17 protein-coding genes are annotated in these 21,070 nt (G+C 43.3%); 4 read left to right on the top strand and 13 right to left on the bottom strand.

Annotated elements, in window-relative coordinates; translation table 11 throughout:
• Nucleotides 1-182: 182 nt before the first annotated feature.
• On the top strand, nt 183-1,094 hold the full coding sequence (locus tag ACS8FA_RS18665) for a LysO family transporter (RefSeq protein ID WP_439265641.1): 912 nt from the start codon (nt 183-185) through the stop codon (nt 1,092-1,094).
• 90 nt (nt 1,095-1,184) lie between these two features.
• Here the strand turns inward: ACS8FA_RS18665 and ACS8FA_RS18660 are convergent, their stop codons facing one another.
• The 3 genes from ACS8FA_RS18660 to ACS8FA_RS18650 all read right to left on the bottom strand — a co-directional run bounded on the left by ACS8FA_RS18660 (nt 1,185) and on the right by ACS8FA_RS18650 (nt 6,014).
• The gene (locus ACS8FA_RS18660; RefSeq protein WP_439265642.1) at nt 1,185-3,101 is read right to left on the bottom strand and encodes a DUF262 domain-containing protein; all 1,917 of its coding nucleotides are present in this window, start codon (nt 3,099-3,101) and stop codon (nt 1,185-1,187) included.
• Nucleotides 3,102-3,234: 133 nt separating this feature from the next.
• Entirely contained in the window at nt 3,235-4,518 is a 1,284-nt protein-coding gene (locus tag ACS8FA_RS18655; RefSeq protein ID WP_439265644.1) for an FAD-dependent monooxygenase, read from the bottom strand.
• Nucleotides 4,519-4,685: 167 nt separating this feature from the next.
• A complete protein-coding gene (locus ACS8FA_RS18650; protein WP_439265646.1) occupies nt 4,686-6,014 on the bottom strand; it encodes a UbiH/UbiF/VisC/COQ6 family ubiquinone biosynthesis hydroxylase in 1,329 nt (442 codons plus the stop codon).
• A gap of 599 nt (nt 6,015-6,613) precedes the next feature.
• On the opposite strand from ACS8FA_RS18650, the gene ACS8FA_RS18645 reads away from it, so the two are divergent.
• Together ACS8FA_RS18645 and ybeY are read left to right on the top strand one after the other, a co-directional pair.
• A complete protein-coding gene (locus tag ACS8FA_RS18645; RefSeq protein ID WP_439265648.1) occupies nt 6,614-7,717 on the top strand; it encodes a PhoH family protein in 1,104 nt (367 codons plus the stop codon).
• Between the two features lie 314 nt (nt 7,718-8,031).
• A complete protein-coding gene (gene ybeY, locus ACS8FA_RS18640) occupies nt 8,032-8,631 on the top strand; it encodes an rRNA maturation RNase YbeY (RefSeq protein WP_439265650.1) in 600 nt (199 codons plus the stop codon).
• 49 nt (nt 8,632-8,680) lie between these two features.
• Here ybeY and ACS8FA_RS18635 read toward each other — a convergent pair whose 3' ends face one another.
• Together ACS8FA_RS18635 and ACS8FA_RS18630 are read right to left on the bottom strand one after the other, a co-directional pair.
• Nucleotides 8,681-9,556 carry a mechanosensitive ion channel family protein gene (locus tag ACS8FA_RS18635; protein WP_101206253.1) on the bottom strand — a complete coding sequence of 292 codons (876 nt, stop codon included), beginning with the start codon at nt 9,554-9,556 and terminating at the stop codon, nt 8,681-8,683.
• 221 nt (nt 9,557-9,777) lie between these two features.
• A complete protein-coding gene (locus ACS8FA_RS18630; protein ID WP_201571580.1) occupies nt 9,778-10,665 on the bottom strand; it encodes a TonB family protein in 888 nt (295 codons plus the stop codon).
• Between the two features lie 581 nt (nt 10,666-11,246).
• On the opposite strand from ACS8FA_RS18630, the gene ACS8FA_RS18625 reads away from it, so the two are divergent.
• On the top strand, nt 11,247-12,026 hold the full coding sequence (locus ACS8FA_RS18625; protein ID WP_224737876.1) for a hypothetical protein: 780 nt from the start codon (nt 11,247-11,249) through the stop codon (nt 12,024-12,026).
• Nucleotides 12,027-12,134: 108 nt separating this feature from the next.
• On the opposite strand, the gene ACS8FA_RS18620 is transcribed toward ACS8FA_RS18625, so the two are convergent.
• From ACS8FA_RS18620 to nuoH, 8 genes are all read right to left on the bottom strand, one after another.
• Nucleotides 12,135-12,962, bottom strand: coding sequence for a ferredoxin--NADP reductase (locus ACS8FA_RS18620; RefSeq protein WP_439265653.1), 828 nt, complete (start codon nt 12,960-12,962; stop codon nt 12,135-12,137).
• 333 nt (nt 12,963-13,295) lie between these two features.
• Nucleotides 13,296-14,774, bottom strand: coding sequence for an NADH-quinone oxidoreductase subunit N (locus tag ACS8FA_RS18615; protein WP_439265654.1), 1,479 nt, complete (start codon nt 14,772-14,774; stop codon nt 13,296-13,298).
• 3 nt (nt 14,775-14,777) lie between these two features.
• Nucleotides 14,778-16,403 (bottom strand): NADH-quinone oxidoreductase subunit M, encoded by a 1,626-nt coding sequence (gene nuoM / locus ACS8FA_RS18610; protein ID WP_439265656.1) that lies wholly within the window; start codon nt 16,401-16,403, stop codon nt 14,778-14,780.
• 3 nt (nt 16,404-16,406) lie between these two features.
• A complete protein-coding gene (gene nuoL / locus ACS8FA_RS18605) occupies nt 16,407-18,281 on the bottom strand; it encodes an NADH-quinone oxidoreductase subunit L (protein ID WP_439265658.1) in 1,875 nt (624 codons plus the stop codon).
• Nucleotides 18,282-18,285: 4 nt separating this feature from the next.
• A complete protein-coding gene (nuoK, locus tag ACS8FA_RS18600; protein WP_025653102.1) occupies nt 18,286-18,594 on the bottom strand; it encodes an NADH-quinone oxidoreductase subunit NuoK in 309 nt (102 codons plus the stop codon).
• A gap of 98 nt (nt 18,595-18,692) precedes the next feature.
• Nucleotides 18,693-19,436: an NADH-quinone oxidoreductase subunit J gene (nuoJ, locus tag ACS8FA_RS18595; protein WP_057758935.1), complete on the bottom strand. Its 744-nt coding sequence runs from the start codon at nt 19,434-19,436 to the stop codon at nt 18,693-18,695.
• Complete coding sequence (gene nuoI / locus ACS8FA_RS18590) at nt 19,433-19,981, bottom strand: NADH-quinone oxidoreductase subunit NuoI (RefSeq protein ID WP_010198902.1); 549 nt, start codon at nt 19,979-19,981, stop codon at nt 19,433-19,435. Before nuoI ends, nuoJ begins: the two co-directional genes overlap by 4 nt.
• A gap of 68 nt (nt 19,982-20,049) precedes the next feature.
• The gene (gene nuoH / locus ACS8FA_RS18585; RefSeq protein WP_179798733.1) at nt 20,050-21,042 is read right to left on the bottom strand and encodes an NADH-quinone oxidoreductase subunit NuoH; all 993 of its coding nucleotides are present in this window, start codon (nt 21,040-21,042) and stop codon (nt 20,050-20,052) included.
• Nucleotides 21,043-21,070 lie beyond the last annotated feature (28 nt).

Raw genomic sequence — 21,070 nt, 5'->3', positions numbered from 1 at the left:
CAAACATTTTGAAAAAGATATTTATTAACATCATTATAATCGTCCAGTTTTTCCAGTTTAGCCAACAATGAGCGATGATTTACAATGAATCTCAGTGGCTCATATCAGTATTGCTAACCTTGTATGGTACAATCTTCAGCTTCTTAAAAACGCCTTATTAAAAATGCTGCGAGCCCGTCATCATGCAAAGCCTAGTCACCCTTGTTCTGGTCCTAATGCCAATGTTTATTGGCTTTGCCATTCCGTCTAACCCTACCATGACAAAAGTGGCCGACAAAGGTCTATCATATCTGGTATTTATCATCCTAGCGTTGATTGGCATTGAGCTGTCTCAGGTAGAAGGTCTAGGTAATCAGCTGGGTGAAATTGCCTTATATGTCACCGTCCTATCAATATTAACAATTGGTACAGGATTGGTTGCGCTTATGGTGTTTGACCATCTGCGCCCGTGGCATGCCAAAAAACCAAGTGTAAAATCTAAAGAGCATCGGGTGAGTATTCGAGGTAGCTTGGCGCAAGTGGTTTGTGTGGTGATTGGGATGGTGATTGGCTATTTCTTGCCTACTGATTATATGCCGCCTGAAAACTCTATGACTGTCATGCTGATGATTTTGATATTACTGGTCGGTATAGGCTTAAAAGGCTCGGGCATCACCTTAAAAGAAGTATTACTGAATAAACGCGGCGTAGAAATGAGTGTCATCTTTACGCTAGCGGTATTGGCAGGCGGGCTTATTTTCGCGCTACTATTTACGGATGTGTCATGGACGAAAGGCTTAGCACTATCGTCAGGGTTTGGTTGGTACTCGCTGTCAGCGATTGTCATGACCGATGCTTATGGCGCGGTTTGGGGTAGTGTCGCGTTGTTTAATGACTTGGTACGTGAGTTCTTTGCATTAATCTTTATTCCGGTATTTATGCGCAAATACCCCTCCGCTGCGGTTGGGCTTGGCGGCGCGACCAGTTTAGACTTTACCTTGCCTATCATTCAGCAGTCAGGTGGTCTAAAAGTCGTGCCACTAGCGATTAGCTTTGGTTTCCTAATTAATATTGTCTCGCCAGTGCTGATGGTGTTTTTTTCGGCGTTGGGATAAATAAGATAGCTCACTATATACGCTTTTAGTGATTATATAGTGAGCCTATTAAAGGTTTTCATATGGATTATATAATGTAACTCTCAACCACTAAATATCAATAGCAATATATATATCATCCGCGAAATCTTCAGACCACTCGTGTTGCTTAGCTAACGGTGAGCACCACACTGAAATAAATAAACCGATCAAACTATCTGCCCGCTTAAGGATTTTATCTTCATTCCAGATACTTAATTCATCTTCAGCTTCTAATTGAAAATAACGATTTAGATTAGACTTACTATATTTAAGTATTTCTGGCCGCTTTGCCTGCCATGAGCCATTAGAAATAGAAGGATTTAAGCTATCTGTGATTAGTGTCAAATTACCGATTGTATTTTTTAACGTATTTCTACGCGACTCTTGCTCAAGAATATCTTCTGGTGACTTTCCTTCGTTTTCAAGTGGCCAATACTTTTCCCACTTCTCTGGCAATATATGTTCAATAGTGAGATTCTTTTGAATGGGCATTGATTCAGCTTTAGTATGATGAGCAGCAGCGTCTATTGCTTCCAATACCATTCTAAGCTTATATTGCGCGATACGCCCATATATAGGTCGTTCTAGTAGCTGAGACTTTAGCTCGATATCATCGGGCATTCGCGAACTATCGCTATCGCTTTTAGATAATATTTTGTGTATATCATATGAACTAATAAGACCATCAGACTCTTTTTTAGTACGATATATTTCTTTTATAACATCTGTAAAATAGCGGTTATAGTTTTTACTGGTCATGCCACATACCATTCTTCTAACCAAATATGATTCCAAAGTACTTAAAAACTCGTATAATTCTGTCGGCTGATGTTGCCATAATTTCATTGCTAACAGTAACAATGGATAGACCGTTGCTGTACCTACAGCTTCTAATCGATATAGGAATAAATCCACTCTTTCGTCTTGCGGTTGAGTAATAAGCTGATATAGCTTAGCAAATTCTTTAAGAGCAATTAGGTGCTCAGTCGTATTTTTAGGATGTTTAAAAAAACGGTTATTAAACTTATCATAACTATCTTCTGTATCATTGACATATACTTTGAATGAATCAAAAAGATGCGATACTTTAATATCATCCTGCAACATCAAACTTAAATAATTCTGCAGAAACCAATCTATTCGTGGTCGCTTAGTACGTCCTTGACTAACCTCTTCACGCCAAAACTCACTATCAAATGCGAGCCAATACTCAGTGTATAAACGTTCTATTTCCTTATCTGAACCAATAACCTTGCGAAACAGAAAATTCTTAATTAAGTCTGCAGGGAGAAGCTGAGTGCCGCGTGCATTAAGCGTTTCAAAAATAACTTGTGCTTCATCTTGCGAATGCAGGTCGATGACTACAATTTGTAAATACTCACGTACTACTTGCCATAAAGCATCTAAACAATCCTCTACATCGTTATGCTCTGAGAACCATACTTCTAATACTCTAAGAAAGTAATGATAAGCTTTAAATATTTGACTATTTTTGATTTTATCTTCAAGTTGATGTGCCTGCTCTAGATCATACTTATTTAATTGATGTACAACTTCAAATGCTGAGCGATCACTGTTTGTAGGCCAAATTTTGTAAGCTTCTTCGTCCAAATCAACCTTACTGCGTTTATTACTTACCAAACCATCAAATCTGTCATAAAGCTTAGTGTTTTCATACTTCTCACAAATATCTCTGATAGCAATCATCATTATTTGTAGAGTAGTAAATCGCTGTTGCCCATCAATAACTTGTCTGGTTTCAATAGAACCCGTAACATTGTTATTACGCTCTAATACCACTGCCCCTAAAAAATGGCTGCGACATATCTCATTTGATAGATAACGATCAGCGACATCAACAATATCTCCCCATAGATGACACCAGTTTTTTTCTTCTGTCCAAACATAGGGACGCTGGAATAGTGGGATTTGATACGAGACAGTACCATCAAATATACGTTCTAAGTTACGAGCATTAGCTTCCATGTATGTGAACTTCCTTTAGTTGACTTTAATATTAGAATATAGCGTAAAAATTTTAATTTAAATCTAAAATAAATAACCCTTCATCTCTAATCTACCTAAATATAAAGTGCTTTGTAAATAGTCTTATGAAATATCAAACCCCACTCGCCTGCTTAGCAAACAAGCGCATCAATGGTTTTATTTTACTGACTCGGTACATGCCTTCATTACGAATTTGCTGCACAGGACGCATTTGGGCAAGCGACCCTGCAAATAACCAGTTAAGCGCAGAAAAGCTGTGCATCATCAGGCTGTTATGCGGACGGCGCGAACGCTCATAATGACGTAGCGTTTGATTACTTCCCCAAAGCGTACCGTCACTACGTGTAAAGTCATGCGTTAGCTGCTCACATAATACTTGCACGTCCAGCATACCAAGGTTCAGTCCTTGACCTGCCAGCGGATGTACGCCATGAGCTGCATCGCCAATAAGTACCAAGTTATCAGCGACGTAGCTTTTCGCTTGCTGTGCCGCTAATGGAAAACTAGCGATAGACTCAATCTGATTAATCGCACCCAACTCGTAATTGCTGGCAGCTGCTAACTTATCAGCAATAAATCGATCTTCTTCCTCTATCAATGCCAACGCTTGATTGCGCGGCAATGTCCATACGATCGACTGCCAATGCTGCGGGCTTGCCTTATCAACATCGGTTATATCAGCTAGTGGCAATAGTGCCAACGTACCTGTTGGTAGCATGGCTTGACGTGCTGTCGCTTGATGTGGTTTCTCAGTCTGAATCGCACAGCAGATGGCAGTTTGTTTATAGTCAAGTGTATCTACGCCAATCCCTGCTTGCTGACGGACAAATGAACCGCGCCCATCAGCACCAACTAATAGACACGCATCAATCGCTTCGCCATTGTCCAGAGTTACACGGTAGCCTTGCTGCACCCCTAGCCAATCCATATTGACAACTTTATGACCAGCGATAAGGGTCAGATAGTCACTGACATCAATTTCATGCAAACGCTGCCATAAGGCGTGCTCGATAACAGCAGGCTCGACCATACTACCTAATAATGTAGGCTCATGATTTTTACTACTATTATCCTCGGCGCCGCTGTCTTCACTTTCGCCAAATAATAACTCACCCATCCCATTTAGCTGCCATACCTGCATTTGCGAGTAGTCTGCTTTGCGTTTAGAGGCGGCAATATGTTGCCAAGCGCCAATATCTTTAAGCAAATTAATACTAGCCATACTGAGTGCATAGACACGTGCATCACGTTTGCTAAGTACATCTTGCCAAGCTGACTCATCACGCTCAGGGCGGGCATCAATCAATGTCACTGGCATTTTATCTTGCGCCAGCTTTAGAGCAAGCGTCGCCCCAACGATACCGCTACCGATAATCAACGTATGGTTGTCTTTCATAAGGTGTCTCTCAATATTGCTCAATATTAGAATGCTTATTATCAATCTTAATTACAGTTAGTTGATTCAGTTTAAAAGAGAGACAAGGCAACCGAGTGCAGATGTATAGGCAATACTTCAAGCGAGGTTAACGCTGTCACTCTTTTAAAGAGGATTTAACTATAGCGCTATGATTTTAGACCCATCGCATAAGTGGCGACTAATGGCTTGATATTCGGCAATTTATCGAAGGCCAATAGCGCCATATTTCGTGCCAGCTTAATCGCTGGGTTAGGATGCGTGAAGCCATGTACCACCGCATCACAAAAACGAATCACTCGCTTCTGGTCAGTTTGACGTGCTTTTTCATAACGTTTCAATAACTGTGCATCACCGATATCTGCGCCTTTGAGCACTTGTGCATTTAGCATTTGTGCCAGCACATGCGCATCTCGCATACAGAGATTAAAGCCTTGTCCTGCTACAGGATGCAGAGTGTGAGCAGCATTGCCCATAATGACGCAGCGCCCTTCTACCTGCTTATCTGCTAGTACGCGGGTCAATGGATAGGCGCCGCGGCGACCTGCAGTTGTGAACTTGCCAGCGCGTTGACCGAAAGCTTGTTGTAGCGTCTGCAAGAAATGGGCGTCGTCTTCTAAATATCTAGTTTCTTCACCTGTTGGGCATACCCACACGACAGAGCGTCTGTAGCCTTGTTGATACTCATCATTGCCATCGCCCTCTGGATCGGTCAGTGGGAGCACGGCAAGTGGGCCAGCTGGACTGAAACGCTCAATCGCTGCATGCTCGTGTGGCGTATCTGTCTCTACTACGCCGACGATGGCCGTTTGCTGATAGTCATACGTAGTTGTACTAATATCTAGCAGTTGGCGTACTGTAGAATCGCGTCCATCACAAGCGACTAATACGCTAGCTTGTAGCTGCTGCTCGTTTTCGGCTTCATCGTTATAATTAAAGCTAAGTGTCACACTATCGGCTTGCTGCTGGACAGTCGTCACATTGGCATTATCTATCAAGGTAATTAATGGCGCTTGCTGCGCGGCTAATAAAAGCTTACGACCCAGCCAAGCGTTTTCGATGACTTGCCCAAATGACTCGACCTTTTCCTCTGCTTTATTCAGCTGCGCGCGCCCAAAGCTGCCTTGCTCACTAATCTGTACAGTGTCGATACGGCAGGCATGACTCTGTAATTCATCCCACAGGCCAATCTCTTGATATATCTGTACCGTGCGCCGTGATAACGCCGTATTGCGACTGTCTAAATAATGGCTGCGAGTACTATCATCCGTTGGACTGATGGTTGGATAGCTGTTTTTTTCTAATAAGGTGCTCGCAATACCGTGATGGGCCAATAGCAATGCAAAAGACAAACCAACATGACCACCACCTGCGATAAGCACTTGCTGGTCGGTTATCGCTTCTTTCTTTTTAGAGATGCTGTCGAACTTTTTAGGTATGCTGTCAGTATTGGATAAATGTGAATCAGTATCTTGCATCGTGATTTTCCTATTATAATTTTTTGGACAAGCAGTTTATTTATGATAGACAACTGCTCGTCACTGACTTTATTTTATAATTTTTATCATGTCGCTGCTGTTGTTAGATAGGTTGCAGCAACCTATGGTATCGCCCATAGATTACCACAAATTGTCCATTATGCCGTGGTCTTAACCGTAGACAAATCGTTTCTTTACTCTCATCATAAACGAGGTTTATATTCATAAAACTCAAATATCTTAATTTTATTAGAGCACTATCATACGATGGGTAGCGATGAATTATATAGAACTTATAGCAACATCGAATCAATCTATAGAAAATCGCTGTAACAGTTGCAATCCGCATACAAAAACAGCGTTATCTATCTGATGTATGGCTTGAAATTTAAAAATTCTCTACCATAATGAAGGCAAGACTTTTCATTACTTTCATTCACGACCTTCCACAAAAACAACAATAATATCGCCGTCATTTTTATCATCTACAATTTTTTACCACCTAAATACTGTAACGCCACTAACTATTTTATCTCTGCAACCCGCCACGCAATTAAAACCAAATCATAGCGTCGGGTACACAATAAAAGGATAATCGCTTGACTGATTCCATGAGCCGCCGTATAAAGTTTGAATCATTGACCCCAGCACAGCTAAAAACCGTGCTTGGTGAATACAACAATCACATGAAATATATCCAAGAACGCCTCGATATTAAAATCATGCAGCGCCAAGGCGATTTTTGCCTGAGTGGCGATGTAACCAATGTCGAACGTGGTGAACATATTATCTACAAAATGGTAGATGAAGCACAGAATACTAAAGACATCAGTGCAGAAGAGCTGCACCTTATCATCCAATCTAGCCTCTCTCGTGATGAAGACATCGAAGAAGACGAGCAAGATCACGATGACCTGGAATATGATGAAGACTTGGATGAGGCTAGCGAGTTTACGCCCATCAGTTTACGTACACGTAAGGGCCGCATCGTTCCGCGTGGCGGCAACCAACAGCGCTATGTAAAAAACGTCCTGAGCTCTGACGTATCGTTTGGTATTGGCCCTGCTGGTACTGGCAAGACCTATCTAGCGGTGGCTTGTGCCGTAGATATGCTTGAGCGTAATGAGATTGAGCGTATTTTGCTAGTGCGTCCAGCGGTAGAAGCTGGCGAAAAACTGGGCTTCTTGCCAGGTGATTTGACCCAAAAAATCGATCCGTACTTACGCCCGCTATATGACGCACTCTATGAAATGATAGGCTTTGAGAAAGTCGGTAAAATGATTGAGCGTCAGATTATCGAAGTGGCTCCGCTTGCCTATATGCGTGGTCGTACTCTGAATAACTCGTTTGTCATTCTGGATGAAGCGCAGAACACCACGCCTGAACAGATGAAAATGTTTTTGACCCGTTTGGGCTTCGGCTCACGTGCCGTCATCACTGGTGACATTACTCAGGTCGATTTGCCACGTGGTCACAAATCAGGCCTAGCACAAGCGATGGATATTCTAAAAGATATCGAAGAGATTCATATCACAAAGTTTGATTCAAAAGACGTTGTACGACATCAATTGGTACAACAAATCGTTGAAGCCTATGATGTGTTTGATGAAGAGCAAATGGCTTTAGAGGAAAAACGTAAGTTTGAACGTATTAAAGAACAAGAGCGTAGACAAGCCGTCGCTAATGCAGCAGCCAATCTTTAATAATCAAGCTAATCATTGAATTACAATCATTTGCTATAAACAGTTATATTGCATAAGAAAACCGGATTACTCAAAGTAGTCCGGTTTTTTCTTACCAACAGTTTATTGAATTTAGCATATTCACTACTAGTCGCCTACCAGCAACTTAGCTATAGTAGCCTCTATACATTTTATACATTGGCCTCTATTTATTAGCCAAAAATTTAGCGATAAGATAAACAGTGATTGAACTACTTTTATAGTAAAAAACTGGCAAATAAATCACCTAGACGATGCAGCATTAGAAACACATTTATAATAAAAAGGACAGCAATATGAGCCAACCTGACAATACTAATTTCGATGACAAGATCGCTAGCAACCATGCCAGCTTAGCAGCACTTGATATCAGTGCGACCGACAGTATTGATGATGAAATACTAGATACTTTTTATAATCGCGAGCATTTACTATTAGTCATGATGGCGACTTTAGATTATATAGACGGTCGTATTAATAATGGTCTGACCCTACCCTATTTTGCAGATATCGATCCTGAGCTGTGGCAAGAAAAGTCTAAAACGCTAGATATATATATCACTGATGACGTCGAAGGCCGTGCTTTAAATCTAGAAGCACGTGGTAAAGACTATGCGACCAACATTTTGTCTTATCCAAGCGAATTGCCTGCTGCCGTCATTGAGCTGATGCCAACATTGCCTCTTGGAGAGCTGATTATCTGTCATGAAGTGATGGTACGTGAAGCGGCTGAACAGGACAAAACCGTGGCGCAGCACATCAGCCATTTGCTAGTGCATGGCGTGCTACACCTACTGGGGTTTGATCATGAGCTCGGACAAGCTGAGCAAGATGAGATGGAGCATTTTGAAGTTGAGATTTTGGTAGGCCTAAACCTACCAAATCCTTATATCTAAACTAGCACTGCTTTATTAAACAGTCTTCTAACTATTAAGCAGTTATTTATTAATCTTTAGTTAATGGTAGCTTTTGTGCTTGACCCATCTGATTAATCATATGATCCAAGCCTTTAACATGGACACTGCGCTGCGGGAATGGAATCTCGATTTTCTCATCATCTAGAGCTTGCTTGAATTGCTCTAGTAGCTCGCATTGCATCGACCACCAGTCGGCATTGGTTGTCCAAACGTTTAGGGTAAGATCTACTGAATTATCGCCTAGATTGGTCACTCGTACGATAGGTTCAGGATCAGTAAAAGCCAATGGGTTATTTCTTGCCAGACTTAGCATCACGTCTTTAGCCGTTTTGATATCAGCATCGTAGCCAATACCGACGGTGATATCGACGCGGCGATTGGGTAGCGCTGTATAATTGACCACAGGTGAAGTCGTGATATCGCTATTAGGAATGATGATATCGTGATTGTTAATGGTCGTCAGATGGGTATTAACCAAGGTAATCTCAGTCACCGTACCTGTGTAGCTACTAATCTGTACATAATCGCCGCGTACAAACGGGCGAAATGTCACAATCATAATACCAGCGGCAAAATTCGATAGCTGGTCTTTTAGTGACAAACCAACGGCAACAGCGGCACCACCTAAGATTGCGACGACCGACGTAGTCTGTACACCGACTTTGCTAAGTGCAGCTAAAATCACCACGACCAGTAGCACGCCATACAATAGGCGACTTAAAAAACTAGCAACTGTCTCGTCCAGATGGCTACGCGTCATCAAGCGATCGGAAAAAGCGACTGCCTTTTTGGCAAGCCAACGTCCAACGATAAATATAAGTATTGCTAAAGCGACTTTAATGACCAGCTCTAGGGCATTGCTCGTTAAGGTAGCGACATCGACGGTAAAACCTAAAAATTCCATACTGACTCTTTATTTTATAGCTGTGTGTTATGAACTTGGATATCTGTGATTATAAAAAATAGTGCGTTAAGCGTTATTCTTAACAGTTGTGTTTTCAGTAACTTTAATTTCAGTAACTTTAATTTCAGTAACTTTAATTTCAGTAACTTTAATTTCAGTAGCTTTTTTCTTAGTGCTTGTCTTCTTAGCACCTATCTTCTTAGTGCATGAATACATTAACCTTAGTACGTTACTTCGACTGTATCACTATAGCGGTAAGTACGTATCAAGCGCAGCTCGACGATATCGTTCATGTCTTCGGTGAATTTACCAAAGGGTGCAGCTTGTCGTACCGACTGCTTGGCCGCTTCATCCAATATCGTAGAGTTCGAGCTTTCAAGCAGTCGAATGGCTTTGATATTGCCGTCGTTACTGATGATAACCATTAGCCGTACTTCACCCGTAATGCCTTGAGCACGCGCTTGTACGGGATAATGCAAGTTGCCCACTCGCTCGACATGCTCACGGAATGTATTGATATAGTCTGCTGCCGCACCCCGTGTGGTCGAATTACTATCCATCGTCACGACTTTGGATTTGGTTGCGTAGACCTGCTGACGCTGAGATAGCTGAGCTTCTAAGGTGGCAATCTGCTTACGTAGCCGCTCTTCTTGCGCCATTGCATCATCTTGCGCTTGCTCGCTGTCATTATCCGACTCTACAGTGGCCTGACGCCAACTTAACGTCGTACGCAGATAACTCTCTTGATAACGCTGCTGACGTACTTTACGCTGTAAATTAACGATATCTTGAGTCTCACTCATTTGCTCAGCAGACATTGCACTTAACTGATTGTTCTCTTGTCTGAGCTGCTCTTCTATTGTACCGCCGCCCTCTTGTGAAGCGTTGGCAATAAAGTGTGCATCTTCATTGGGCTTCATATTGTCGGTCAGCGCCTTTGCCACATCTTGCATCATAGCAGCTGGGTCTTTTCCCATAGAGAAGCTAATTCCGAAAATAATCAGCACATGAACAGCCACTGCAATAACAATAGCAACAGGCAAGCTTATATCGCGCTTGGGCGCTTGCGCGGAAAAATGATAGCTCTGTGAGTCTTTTATATAGGCCACAATGAATCTCAGCTTGTGAGCACATCAGTACAAAGCACTATTTAACAAGTGTTGTAACGATGGGCATGATTTATACTGGCGCTATCATAACATGACATAGAATTATGTCGCCAGTATAAGCACTGAGACGGCATTTTGACATTTGCCATACAGTATTGGTAACCTTATCCGCTGATTGAAAAACATGCATTTGAGAATATATAAGGCAGACGAAACACTGTCTATACCAAATGAATTGCTATAAAACGCATGTGTTCATTTTGAAGCCACTGTATTTGTTATATACTGCTTTAGCATAATAGCATTAGTAGCACGATACTTTGCAACAATCAGAACTGTGCATCGTGTTGATTAGGCACGGCAGATTATCAAGCAGCACAGTAAATGTAGATTCACTATGCACTAGTATCAGAGGTCAGTTTTTCGCTTTTGCTACCTATCAGTATAAAAATTACTAATGGTCGTAGATATTTAGAAATTATAGATGATTAGCTTTCGTTCAAATTAACGATAGCCTGCAAAGTTTGTTTAGCCATTTTTACGTCACCGATTGAATGACGCGCCCTATAAGGATAATAAGTTTGAGTGACTTTGATAACGTGAATAATTCAGACAATTTTGATGAGTTCTTCGAGAGTATTGGCTATCGTTTTGACGAGTCATTCGGCAGTGGTTGGGAGCGTATCGCCCAATCGGTTAAAGATATCTATAATAAGACGACGGACAAGTTCGAAGATGAGTTGTCATTGCCAGTGGCACAGACTTACGTTAATGATGCACTACAAAAATTCGTCACCGACAATGTAAAAGCCATTTTAGAGCTACGTGTCGAGATGCATGAGGATTGGTTTCGTTTGTACTGCACTGTCAATGCAGGCGGCATCTATGCCGAGGTGGCAAGTAACTTTAGCTTAGTTCACGTCCAACTCGATCGCAATGTGCAGCGCTTTGTATTTGGTCAGCAAACTTATACCGATATATTAAATCTGCGCTGCGAATCTTTCGTGAAACGCCAAGGCGTCAAACTGGCGATTTGGTTTTATCATAGCGTCCTCAAAAAAGACCCTTTAGGATTTATTCTGTCATACGTCAATATTGCTCGCGCAAAAGACGAAGTGATTTATCTCGATATCCATCGTTGGTTAAAAAATAACAAAAAAATCATGAGCACCTTGCATAAGGTACAGATAAATTATGGCGAGCTAGAAGAAGAGCAAATGATTTTGAAAGCTCAGATTAATTATCGCGATTTACTGGCGGCCAGCAGTAACGAAGATATCATCGGTGATGATGACGATCCTGAATTGATGCAAGGTCCTATTAACCCTGTAGACGATGCGACTGAGCCAAGTCAAGAGTAAGTCGCTAATGCTTTATCCCATAAGACAATGATTCATCCCATAAAAAAACGCTGCATTTTAAAGGTTATTGGCCTTATAGATGCAGCGTTTTTTTATTGAAGTCGATAACTACCAGTAGTTCTCTACGGCAATATTACCCTCACCGCGGCGATTCATCACCAGTCCCAACGTCTTTAACGCCTCTTTGGTATCTTCTACCATATCTGGGTTGCCACATAGCATGACATGCGTAGTATCAATATCTAATGCGATACCCGCGCGCGCTTGTAACGTACCCTCTAGTAGTAGCTTCGGCAGACGCTCTGACAATGCACCTTCGACAGGCTCACGAGTGACGGTTGGGATAAAGATAAGCTTTGCTGGATTATCAACCAGTGTACCGAAGTCTTCTTGTAGGCTTTCGATTTTCTCAACGTACGCAAGTTCATCGAGCGAACGGGCACTATAAGCCAATACAATGTGCTCGTAATCTTCCCATGTCTTTAAATCTTGCAGCATCGATAAGAACGGTGCTAAGCCAGTGCCTGTTGCCAGCAGCCATAAGTCTTTTGGCAATGGTTTTTGGTAACGTGCTAATGTCAAAAACCCAAATGGCATGGTATTAAGCAGTAGCTCATCACCCACTTGTAAGTGCTGTAATTGCGAGGTAAATGCCCCATCCGGTATCACGATAGAGAAGAATTCTATCACCTCATCAAAGGGCGAAGAGACTATCGAATACGCGCGGAAGACATCTTCATTCAATGCGGTATCAGCAGTTTCATCACTTACATCAGTCTGTTGATAATATTTTAATTGACTGGGATTGACGCCTAAACGTACAAACTGCCCAGCTGTAAACTTAAAACTATCGGGACGACTGACGGTAAAGCTAAATAAATTTGGCGTCCATGTGGTTTTGCTGAGCACCGTTACTGTTTGAATATTATCACTCATAATTATTCGTCACTTATACTTTATTAAACTATATTTTTATAAGATACCTTTGATAGGCAAAAGAAGATGGTGGTGTTTTAAAAAGTATGCTGGCGATAAAAGTCAATAAGAAATCTATGCTAAGTTCTCTGATTCTATAGGGCTTTCAAGGCTTCAAAAATTGTTCAAATTTTAATCAGCATACTTTTTGACACACCACCAAGAAGATAAATGCCAAAAAGATAAGCATAAAAAAGATGCGCCAAGCTTATCATAAAGCTGGCGCATCTTGGTTTTTTAACCGTAACAACAGATAGATCGCAGCGACTTATCTGTTGTATTGACTCAGCGACACTACCAAATGCGAGCCAAACTTGCCCACTCAATCATACTATTTGGCAAGATACCAAAGAATAGAATAATCGCCGTCACAGCAATGACCATGATACCACCAGTACGAATACCCCATTGTCCAGACACATCAAACTCGATGAACTGCTTAGGACGTTTGAACAGCGTGAGTAAAACGCGTAAGTAGTAGAATAGACCAATCGCACTGCCTAAGATAATCATCGCAGCCAAGAACCAGTTGGTGCCTTGTACCGCAGCTAAGATAGCAAATAGCTTGGTGATAAAGCCTGCCGTCAACGGAATACCCGCCAATGACAACATCATGATAGTCATGACAGCGGTCAATACTGGACGACGCCAGAATAACCCTTGATAATGCGTCAACTCATCGGCTTCACCAGATAGGCGATACGGACTCGACATCAACGTCACTACCCCAAAGGCACCGATAGAGGTAAAGGCATAGACTGCCATATACATACTAGAGATACTATCAGCGGCTGAACCAATGCTAACAATCACGATCATCACATAACCCATATGAGCAATAGATGAGTAACCGAGTAGACGCTTAAGGCTAGTTTGACGTACTGCCAATAAGTTACCTACCAAGATAGATAACGTTGCCATGACCATCAATAGCATTTGCACTGATGGCAATGCCAGCAAAGCAGTATCGATTAAGAAACGCACGGCTAGTGCCATCATCGCCACTTTTGATACAGAGGCTAAAAAAGTAGCGATAGGTGCTGGTGCCCCTTTATAAACATCGGGTGTCCACATGTGAAAGGGAGCTGCAGAGAGCTTGAACGCGATACCAAACATCATCATCGCCGCGCCTAATATCAGTAGTGGCGACTCAAAGATATTGCCTAGCACCATGCTGATTGGCTTAAATGCTAGTGAGCCTACTTCTGCATAGATAAAAGCCATACCCATCAGCAACGTCGCTGATGCAGTCGCTGATAGCACCAGATACTTCAATCCCGACTCAAGCGACTGGTTGCGCATGTAAGTATAAGCAAGCAAGCCATATAGTGGTACTGACAGCATCTCCAAGCTCATAAAGAATGATGCCATATGCTGCGCGCTTACCATTAGTAATGCACCAATGGTCGATAGCAGCATGAGCAAGTACAGCTCTTCTTTATTGTCTTTGAGGTTGGCCAGATACGCATAAGACAGCGTACAACAAGCCAAGGCACAGATAAAAATCACCACCATATTAAACTGAGCAAAGTTATCAATAACAAATAACTGCTCAGCGTTTGGTGCGATAGACCCGCTGTCAATCACGCCGATCATCTGCCCGATCAGAGTGAATAGACCAATGTTTAAGCCTGCCACCGTAATCGTACCAGTGACCATGTGCGAGCGTTTAAAGGTAATCGCGATCATAACCGTCAGTACCGTAATCACTACGGCAATAATCGGCGCGTAAGGCAACAATCCTATCAAATCATTCATCGTAATATCATTCATGACTTAACGTGCCTCCATTACATCAAGCAGTTGCGACGCATCTACCTGTGTCACTTGACTGTATATATATGCGTTATTGATCCACTGCATTGCGTGACTTGAGGTATCAAGGAACGGCTGTGGGTACAGCCCGAGCCATACCAAACCAGCAGCTAATATCAGTAGTAATGACAGCTCGCGCTTGCCCAAATCTTTTAGTTTACGTGCCGGTAAGCCATGTGACTTAGTCTCTCGCTCTGCCAATGCAGCGATGTTGTTTTCACCAAATAGTGCGCGATGAATCAAAATGAGCGAGTACAATCCTGCTAGTACCAAGCTGAATGTCGCAAAAACCACGAACACGGGATACTGAGCAAATGAGCCGAATAAAATCATGAACTCGCCAATGAAGTTACCTGTGCCTGGAATACCAAGCAATGCTGCACAGAAGAACATCAGTATCGGTGCGTAGTAACGGAACTGTCCCCACATACCACCCATCAACGTCAAATCACGAGTATGCAGACGCTCGTATAGCTGTCCTGCCATAATGAATAATGCCGCAGAGCTAAGCCCGTGCGCGAGCATCTGAATCATCAGACCTTGTAAGCTGAGCAATGTGCCTGCATAGATCGCCAGTACCACAAAACCCATGTGCGAGATACTGGTATATGCCAGCAAACGCTTCATATCGGTCTGCATAAAGGCGAGCCACGCACCATAGAAGATACCGATCGTACCCAAGGTGATTGCTATCGGTGCAAACTCTTGTGACGCTACTGGGAATAACGGCAATACAAAACGAATCAAACCATATGCAGCAGTCTTAATGAGTACCCCTGCCAAATCTACCGAACCAGCTGTTGGTGCCTGTGCATGCGCATCTGGCAACCAACCGTGGAAAGGAATGATTGGCAACTTCACCGCAAAGCCAATAAAGAAGCACAGCATGATTGGATATTCCCAGCCGCCAAGTGACGTACCGAGCAAGTCATTATAGTTAAAGCTCACTACCCCTTTTTGGGCGTAGCTGATAATGACCAATACCAAAATACCGATGAGCATGATAAGCCCAGACGCTTGGGTATAGATAAAGAACTTGGTGGCCGCGTATTCTTTGGTTTTGCCAACCACATCATGACCCCAAATTGCGATCAAGAAGTAGATAGGAACCAGCATCATCTCCCAAAAGAAGAAGAATAAGAACAAGTCAATCGCTAAGAAAACACCAATAACGCCGCCCAAACTCCATAGCAAGTTCAAATGGAAAAAACCAACACGGCGCTGAATCTCATTCCACGAACAAGCAACGGCTGCCACACCAAGCAACCCTGTTAGGGCCACCATCATCAATGACAAACCATCTAGCGCTAAGTGAAAGCTAATACCAAAACTTGGTATCCATGGCACACTGAACTCCGCGACCCAAGGCACGGTAGCATCTGGTGCAATGACCTGCTTACTCATACCGCTAAAATCACCTTGCTGCCAAAGTACCAATGACAAAGCAAAGGTCAACATCATACCGATCAAGGCAATCCAGCGCGGCAGACGTTTATTAAATCGCTCTACCACCCAGCATAGCAATCCTGCAATAAAAGGAATTGCGATTAATGCTGGTAGCATCCACGTTTGTTGTAACTCAATCATCTTTTACACCACCGTCATCATTACCAGCACCAGCAATACAGCCATACCCAAGCCAAAGCTTGTGGCATAACCTCGAAGAGACCCTGTTTGCGTCGCAGACAATACTTTATTACCTGCTGAAGCCAGCTTAGGTAACAGCAACCACGTTTTATCGATAGGGTCGGCTTTTAATAAGCGGCCGATGAATAAAAAGGGTTTTACGAAAATCACATCATATAGCGCGTCGAAGCCTAGGCCATGGTAGCACCAGTGATATAGCGCCCCACCAATACGTGAGCGCTTAAAGCTAGTAAGCAAGCGACCTTTGTTGACGACATACAATAGTGCGGCCAATATCAAACCTGCTGCCATGGCACCCATCGCGATATACTCTGCGGTATGTTTAGCATGCGCTTGACCAGCAACTTCTAATAGATGGCCAACGCTCTCTGGCAATACACCATCTAATGGTGGCGTAATCCAAGCACCAACGGCTGTAGATAACACTAGCAATACGGTTAAAGGTAACCAATACGACACACCTGATAGCTTATGAGCATGGGTTTTTTCTTCGCCAAAGAATATGATCCAAATCATACGGAACGTATAAATCGCGGTTAAGAATGCGCCGAATACACCCATATAAAATAGTACTAAGTGACCTGTGGCATAAGTTTCCCAAAGAATCGCTTCTTTAGAATAAAAACCAACGGTAACCCAAGGTATCGCAGCGAGTGCGCCGCCACCGATGATATAACACCAAAATACCAATGGTATCTTTTTGCGCAGACCGCCCATCTTAAAAATATCTTGCTCATGATGTACGGCAAGGATGACCGCACCTGATGATAAGAACAGCAATGCTTTAAAGAAGGCGTGCGTCATCAAGTGGAAGATTGCCCCTTGCCACGCGCCCACGCCAAGCGCTAAGAACATATAGCCAATCTGACTCATGGTCGAATAAGCAAGGATACGTTTGATGTCTGTTTGCGCGAGTGCACAGAATCCAGCAACGACCAGCGTCAATGCCCCTACGCCGCCAACCCAATACAACAAGATACCTGGCGTTAGCTCAAACAATGGATGTAGACGGGCAATCAGATAAACACCTGCCGTCACCATCGTTGCCGCGTGAATCAGTGCCGATACGGGTGTCGGGCCTGCCATCGCATCAGCAAGCCATGTATGTAGTGGCAACTGGGCTGATTTACCCATCGCGCCGCCGACCAACATCATCGTGGTAAGCATCATCGTTGGGTTATTAACATCGAACACTTCTGGCGCGCGCGTAATAATCTCTTGAATATTAAGCGTACCGAATTCGCGGAATAATAAAAACAAACCGAAGGCTAAGAACACATCACCGACACGAGTAACGGTAAAGGCTTTCATCGCGGCACGGCCGTTGGCTCTATCATGGTAATAATAACCAATCAATAGGTAAGAACAGATACCTACGCCTTCCCAACCGAGATATAGCAAGAACAAATCATCTGCGAGTACCAATAACAACATACTGGCCACAAACAAGTTCATATAGCTAAAGAAACGAGCAAAGCCAGTGTCGCCTTTCATATACCAAGAGGCAAACAGATGAATCAGAAAGCCAATCCCAGTAATGACGCCTGTCATGGTCAATGCAAGACCATCAAAGCTCAAACCGAAATGTGGGGCAAAATCACCAACTTGGAACCACGTCCATAGCGGAACTTCAATTACCGTTCCAGCTGGATTGGTGGTCAAAAAGGTATAGCTAACCACTAGCGTACATAATGCTGAGAGCAACATGCTACCCACGCCAACAATCGCTGCGACCGTCTCTGATAATTTGTCGCGCATAAAGGCTAAAATCAAAAAGCCAATGAGCGGGAATATAAAGGTTAATGGTAATAAACTCATGACATCATCCTTTCATCTCATTGGCGCTATCGACATCGAGATGCCCACGCTGATGATAAAAACGCAATAATATTGCCAGACCAATTGACGCTTCAGCCGCAGCCAAGGTCAAAATAAAGATAAACATAATCTGTCCGTCTGGATCGACCCAGCGACTACCTGCTACTACAAATGCCAATGCTGCCGCATTCATCATGATTTCAAGACTCATTAGCATGAATAGGAAGTTACGTCGTACCATAACGCCGCACAGACCGATGGCAAATAAAATACCTGCCAAAATCAGTCCATGGCTCATGGGTATCATACCCAGTACATTTTGCGCCTCAGTAACTGGCTGTACTAAGCCTGCCACCTCATGGGCAAACGGCACGTTTGACACATCTTGTGCCACGCTTGCTGCTAGTACCATTAGTCTGACTCCTTGCGCGTAACTTTGTTCGCACCTACTTGACTGCCTGCCCTCGTACCTACCTTCATACCTACATAGTCATGCGGGTCAACATCTTTATATTCATAAGGCTTAGCCATTTCTACGCCGTCATGCTGTGTAAGCGTACTATCATTGTCGTATTGTTTGATACTGCCTACGCTTGGCTTGAAGTTTTGGCTATCGTTACCGATGACCTCATCGTCGACTGTCTCTTTACCTAAATGATAAGCGGCGACCAAGGCTGCCAATAATAGCAATGCTGCTACTTCAACCAGCATAATGTATTTGGTAAATAACACCGTACCGACTGCTTTGGCAGAGATAGTCGTGCCACCCATCATGACAGCTTCATCGTGATTAAGACCAATCATTGCATAGAGCACAACGGCAATGATTATCGTCAATCCTGTCGGTATCGCCCAAGTACCAGCATCGAGCCAACGCTCTTCGCGCTCGTCATTGCTCATGCCCAAATTAAGCATCATAATGACAAAGACAAATAGCACCATAATGGCACCAGCATAAACAACAATCTCTAGCGCACCCGCAAACGGCGCACCTAATACAAAAAATATCCCAGCAATTGCCAGCAACGATACAATCATCGATAAGATAGCATGCACTGGATTGGCCTGAGTCACTACGCGCAGACTGGCAAATACTGCCACTGCTGCAAGCGAATAAAACCCAGCCAGTTCAGGATGGTTCAAAATATTCATCATGGTAGCAAGCTCCTTAGATCAATCGGTGCAGACTCATTTTGTGCTGCGCCTTTTGGTTTATCTGCTACCGCCATACCTGTCACACGATAATAGTTATAATCAGGGTATTTACCTGGTCCTGAAATGAGCAAATGCTCTTTTTCGTAGACCAAATCTTGGCGCTTATATTCACCCAGCTCAAAATCTGGGGTCATTTGAATCGCTGTCGTTGGACAGGCCTCTTCACACAATCCACAAAAAATACAGCGTGAGAAGTTAATACGGAAAAACTCTGGATACCAGCGTCCATCTTCACGCTCGGCTTTTTGTAATGAGATACACCCTACCGGACATGCCACCGCACACAAGTTACAAGCGACACAGCGCTCGTCTCCATCAGGATCACGCGTTAGGACAATACGTCCACGAAAACGCGGCGGCACAGGTACCGGCTCTTCAGGATAAAGGATGGTGTCACGCGGTCTGAGCGCATGACTATTGACCATCCACATGCTGCGGACAATGGTAAATATACCAATGACGGTCTTTTTTATGGTAGTAAACATGGGATTATTATCCTTATCAGCTTTACCCTAGTTCATCAGTAATGGCTAGTGATGGCTACTAGTAATGACTATAACGTTGGGGAAAAGATCAAAATGACCGCAGCAGTAATCAATAGATTGATTAAGGTTACGGGCAGACATACTTTCCAGCCAAAGTTCATCACCTGATCATAACGCGGACGCATGAGTGAGCCTCGAGCCAAAACAAACATGGTCATAAAGAACAGCGTTTTAATCATGAACCAAAAAGCTGGTGGAATAAATGGAATATCTAAATTGAACGGCGCAAGCCAACCGCCAAAGAACAAGCAAGTCATCAAGGCAGAAATTAAGACAACATTGACATACTCACCAATGAAGAACATACCGAACTTCATGCCAGAATATTCGACATGATAACCTTCGGCTAGCTCTTGCTCTGCTTCTGGTTGGTCAAATGGATGTCTATGCGTAACGGCCACACCAGCCACCACAAAGGTCAAAAATCCGAAGAACTGCGGAATGATATACCAGCCGTCCGCTTGCGCTTCAACAATGGCACGTAGGTTAAATGAACCTGTTAGCGCAACAACGCCCATCAACGACAAACCCAAAAACACTTCGTAACTGATCGTCTGTGCAGCTGAGCGCAAACCACCGAGTAGCGAGAATTTGTTGGCAGAGGCCCAACCGCCGAACATCACCGCATAGACAGCAATACCCGCCATAGCAAAGAAAAACAGAATACCAATATCCCAATCAACGACGCCAAGCGTTGGCGAGATAGGAATAATGGCAAATGAAGCCAAGGCAGTAAACATTGCGACTGCAGGTGCCAAGGTGAACATAAACTTATCGGTAAAGTTCGGTGTCCAATCTTCCTTAAAGAAGATTTTGAGCATATCGGCGACTAACTGCAACGAACCAAAAGGCCCAACACGGTTTGGACCATAACGATCTTGCCATAAGGCCAACATACGGCGCTCATAGATAATCATCATCGCGGCAACCAATACCACGACTAAAAAGATAACTAGTGATTGACCCACCAAAAACAGAATAGACCAAGTATCAAAACTCATGCTATTGGCCAAAAAGCTTGGCACATCA

The sequence above is a fragment of the Psychrobacter sp. 1Y1 genome (assembly GCF_051847395.2).
In the GTDB taxonomy this organism is placed as follows: Bacteria; Pseudomonadota; Gammaproteobacteria; order Pseudomonadales; family Moraxellaceae; genus Psychrobacter.
The sequence above is the reverse complement of the archived record's forward strand: the minus strand, read 5'-3'. Positions and strand labels throughout refer to the sequence as shown.

What these genes read in the sequence shown, in the direction of transcription:
- ACS8FA_RS18635 (WP_101206253.1), bottom strand. Translation starts at nt 9,556, where the DNA reads ATGGAATTTTTAGGTTTTACCGTCGATGTCGCTACCTTAACGAGCAAT.
- ybeY (WP_439265650.1), top strand. Translation starts at nt 8,032, where the DNA reads ATGAGCCAACCTGACAATACTAATTTCGATGACAAGATCGCTAGCAAC.
- ACS8FA_RS18620 (WP_439265653.1), bottom strand. Translation starts at nt 12,962, where the DNA reads ATGAGTGATAATATTCAAACAGTAACGGTGCTCAGCAAAACCACATGG.
- ACS8FA_RS18655 (WP_439265644.1), bottom strand. Translation starts at nt 4,518, where the DNA reads ATGAAAGACAACCATACGTTGATTATCGGTAGCGGTATCGTTGGGGCG.
- nuoJ (WP_057758935.1), bottom strand. Translation starts at nt 19,436, where the DNA reads ATGATGAATATTTTGAACCATCCTGAACTGGCTGGGTTTTATTCGCTT.
- nuoH (WP_179798733.1), bottom strand. Translation starts at nt 21,042, where the DNA reads ATGAGTTTTGATACTTGGTCTATTCTGTTTTTGGTGGGTCAATCACTA.
- nuoL (WP_439265658.1), bottom strand. Translation starts at nt 18,281, where the DNA reads ATGAGTTTATTACCATTAACCTTTATATTCCCGCTCATTGGCTTTTTG.
- ACS8FA_RS18650 (WP_439265646.1), bottom strand. Translation starts at nt 6,014, where the DNA reads ATGCAAGATACTGATTCACATTTATCCAATACTGACAGCATACCTAAA.
- ACS8FA_RS18665 (WP_439265641.1), top strand. Translation starts at nt 183, where the DNA reads ATGCAAAGCCTAGTCACCCTTGTTCTGGTCCTAATGCCAATGTTTATT.
- ACS8FA_RS18660 (WP_439265642.1), bottom strand. Translation starts at nt 3,101, where the DNA reads ATGGAAGCTAATGCTCGTAACTTAGAACGTATATTTGATGGTACTGTC.
- nuoM (WP_439265656.1), bottom strand. Translation starts at nt 16,403, where the DNA reads ATGATTGAGTTACAACAAACGTGGATGCTACCAGCATTAATCGCAATT.
- ACS8FA_RS18615 (WP_439265654.1), bottom strand. Translation starts at nt 14,774, where the DNA reads ATGAATGATATTACGATGAATGATTTGATAGGATTGTTGCCTTACGCG.
- nuoI (WP_010198902.1), bottom strand. Translation starts at nt 19,981, where the DNA reads ATGTTTACTACCATAAAAAAGACCGTCATTGGTATATTTACCATTGTC.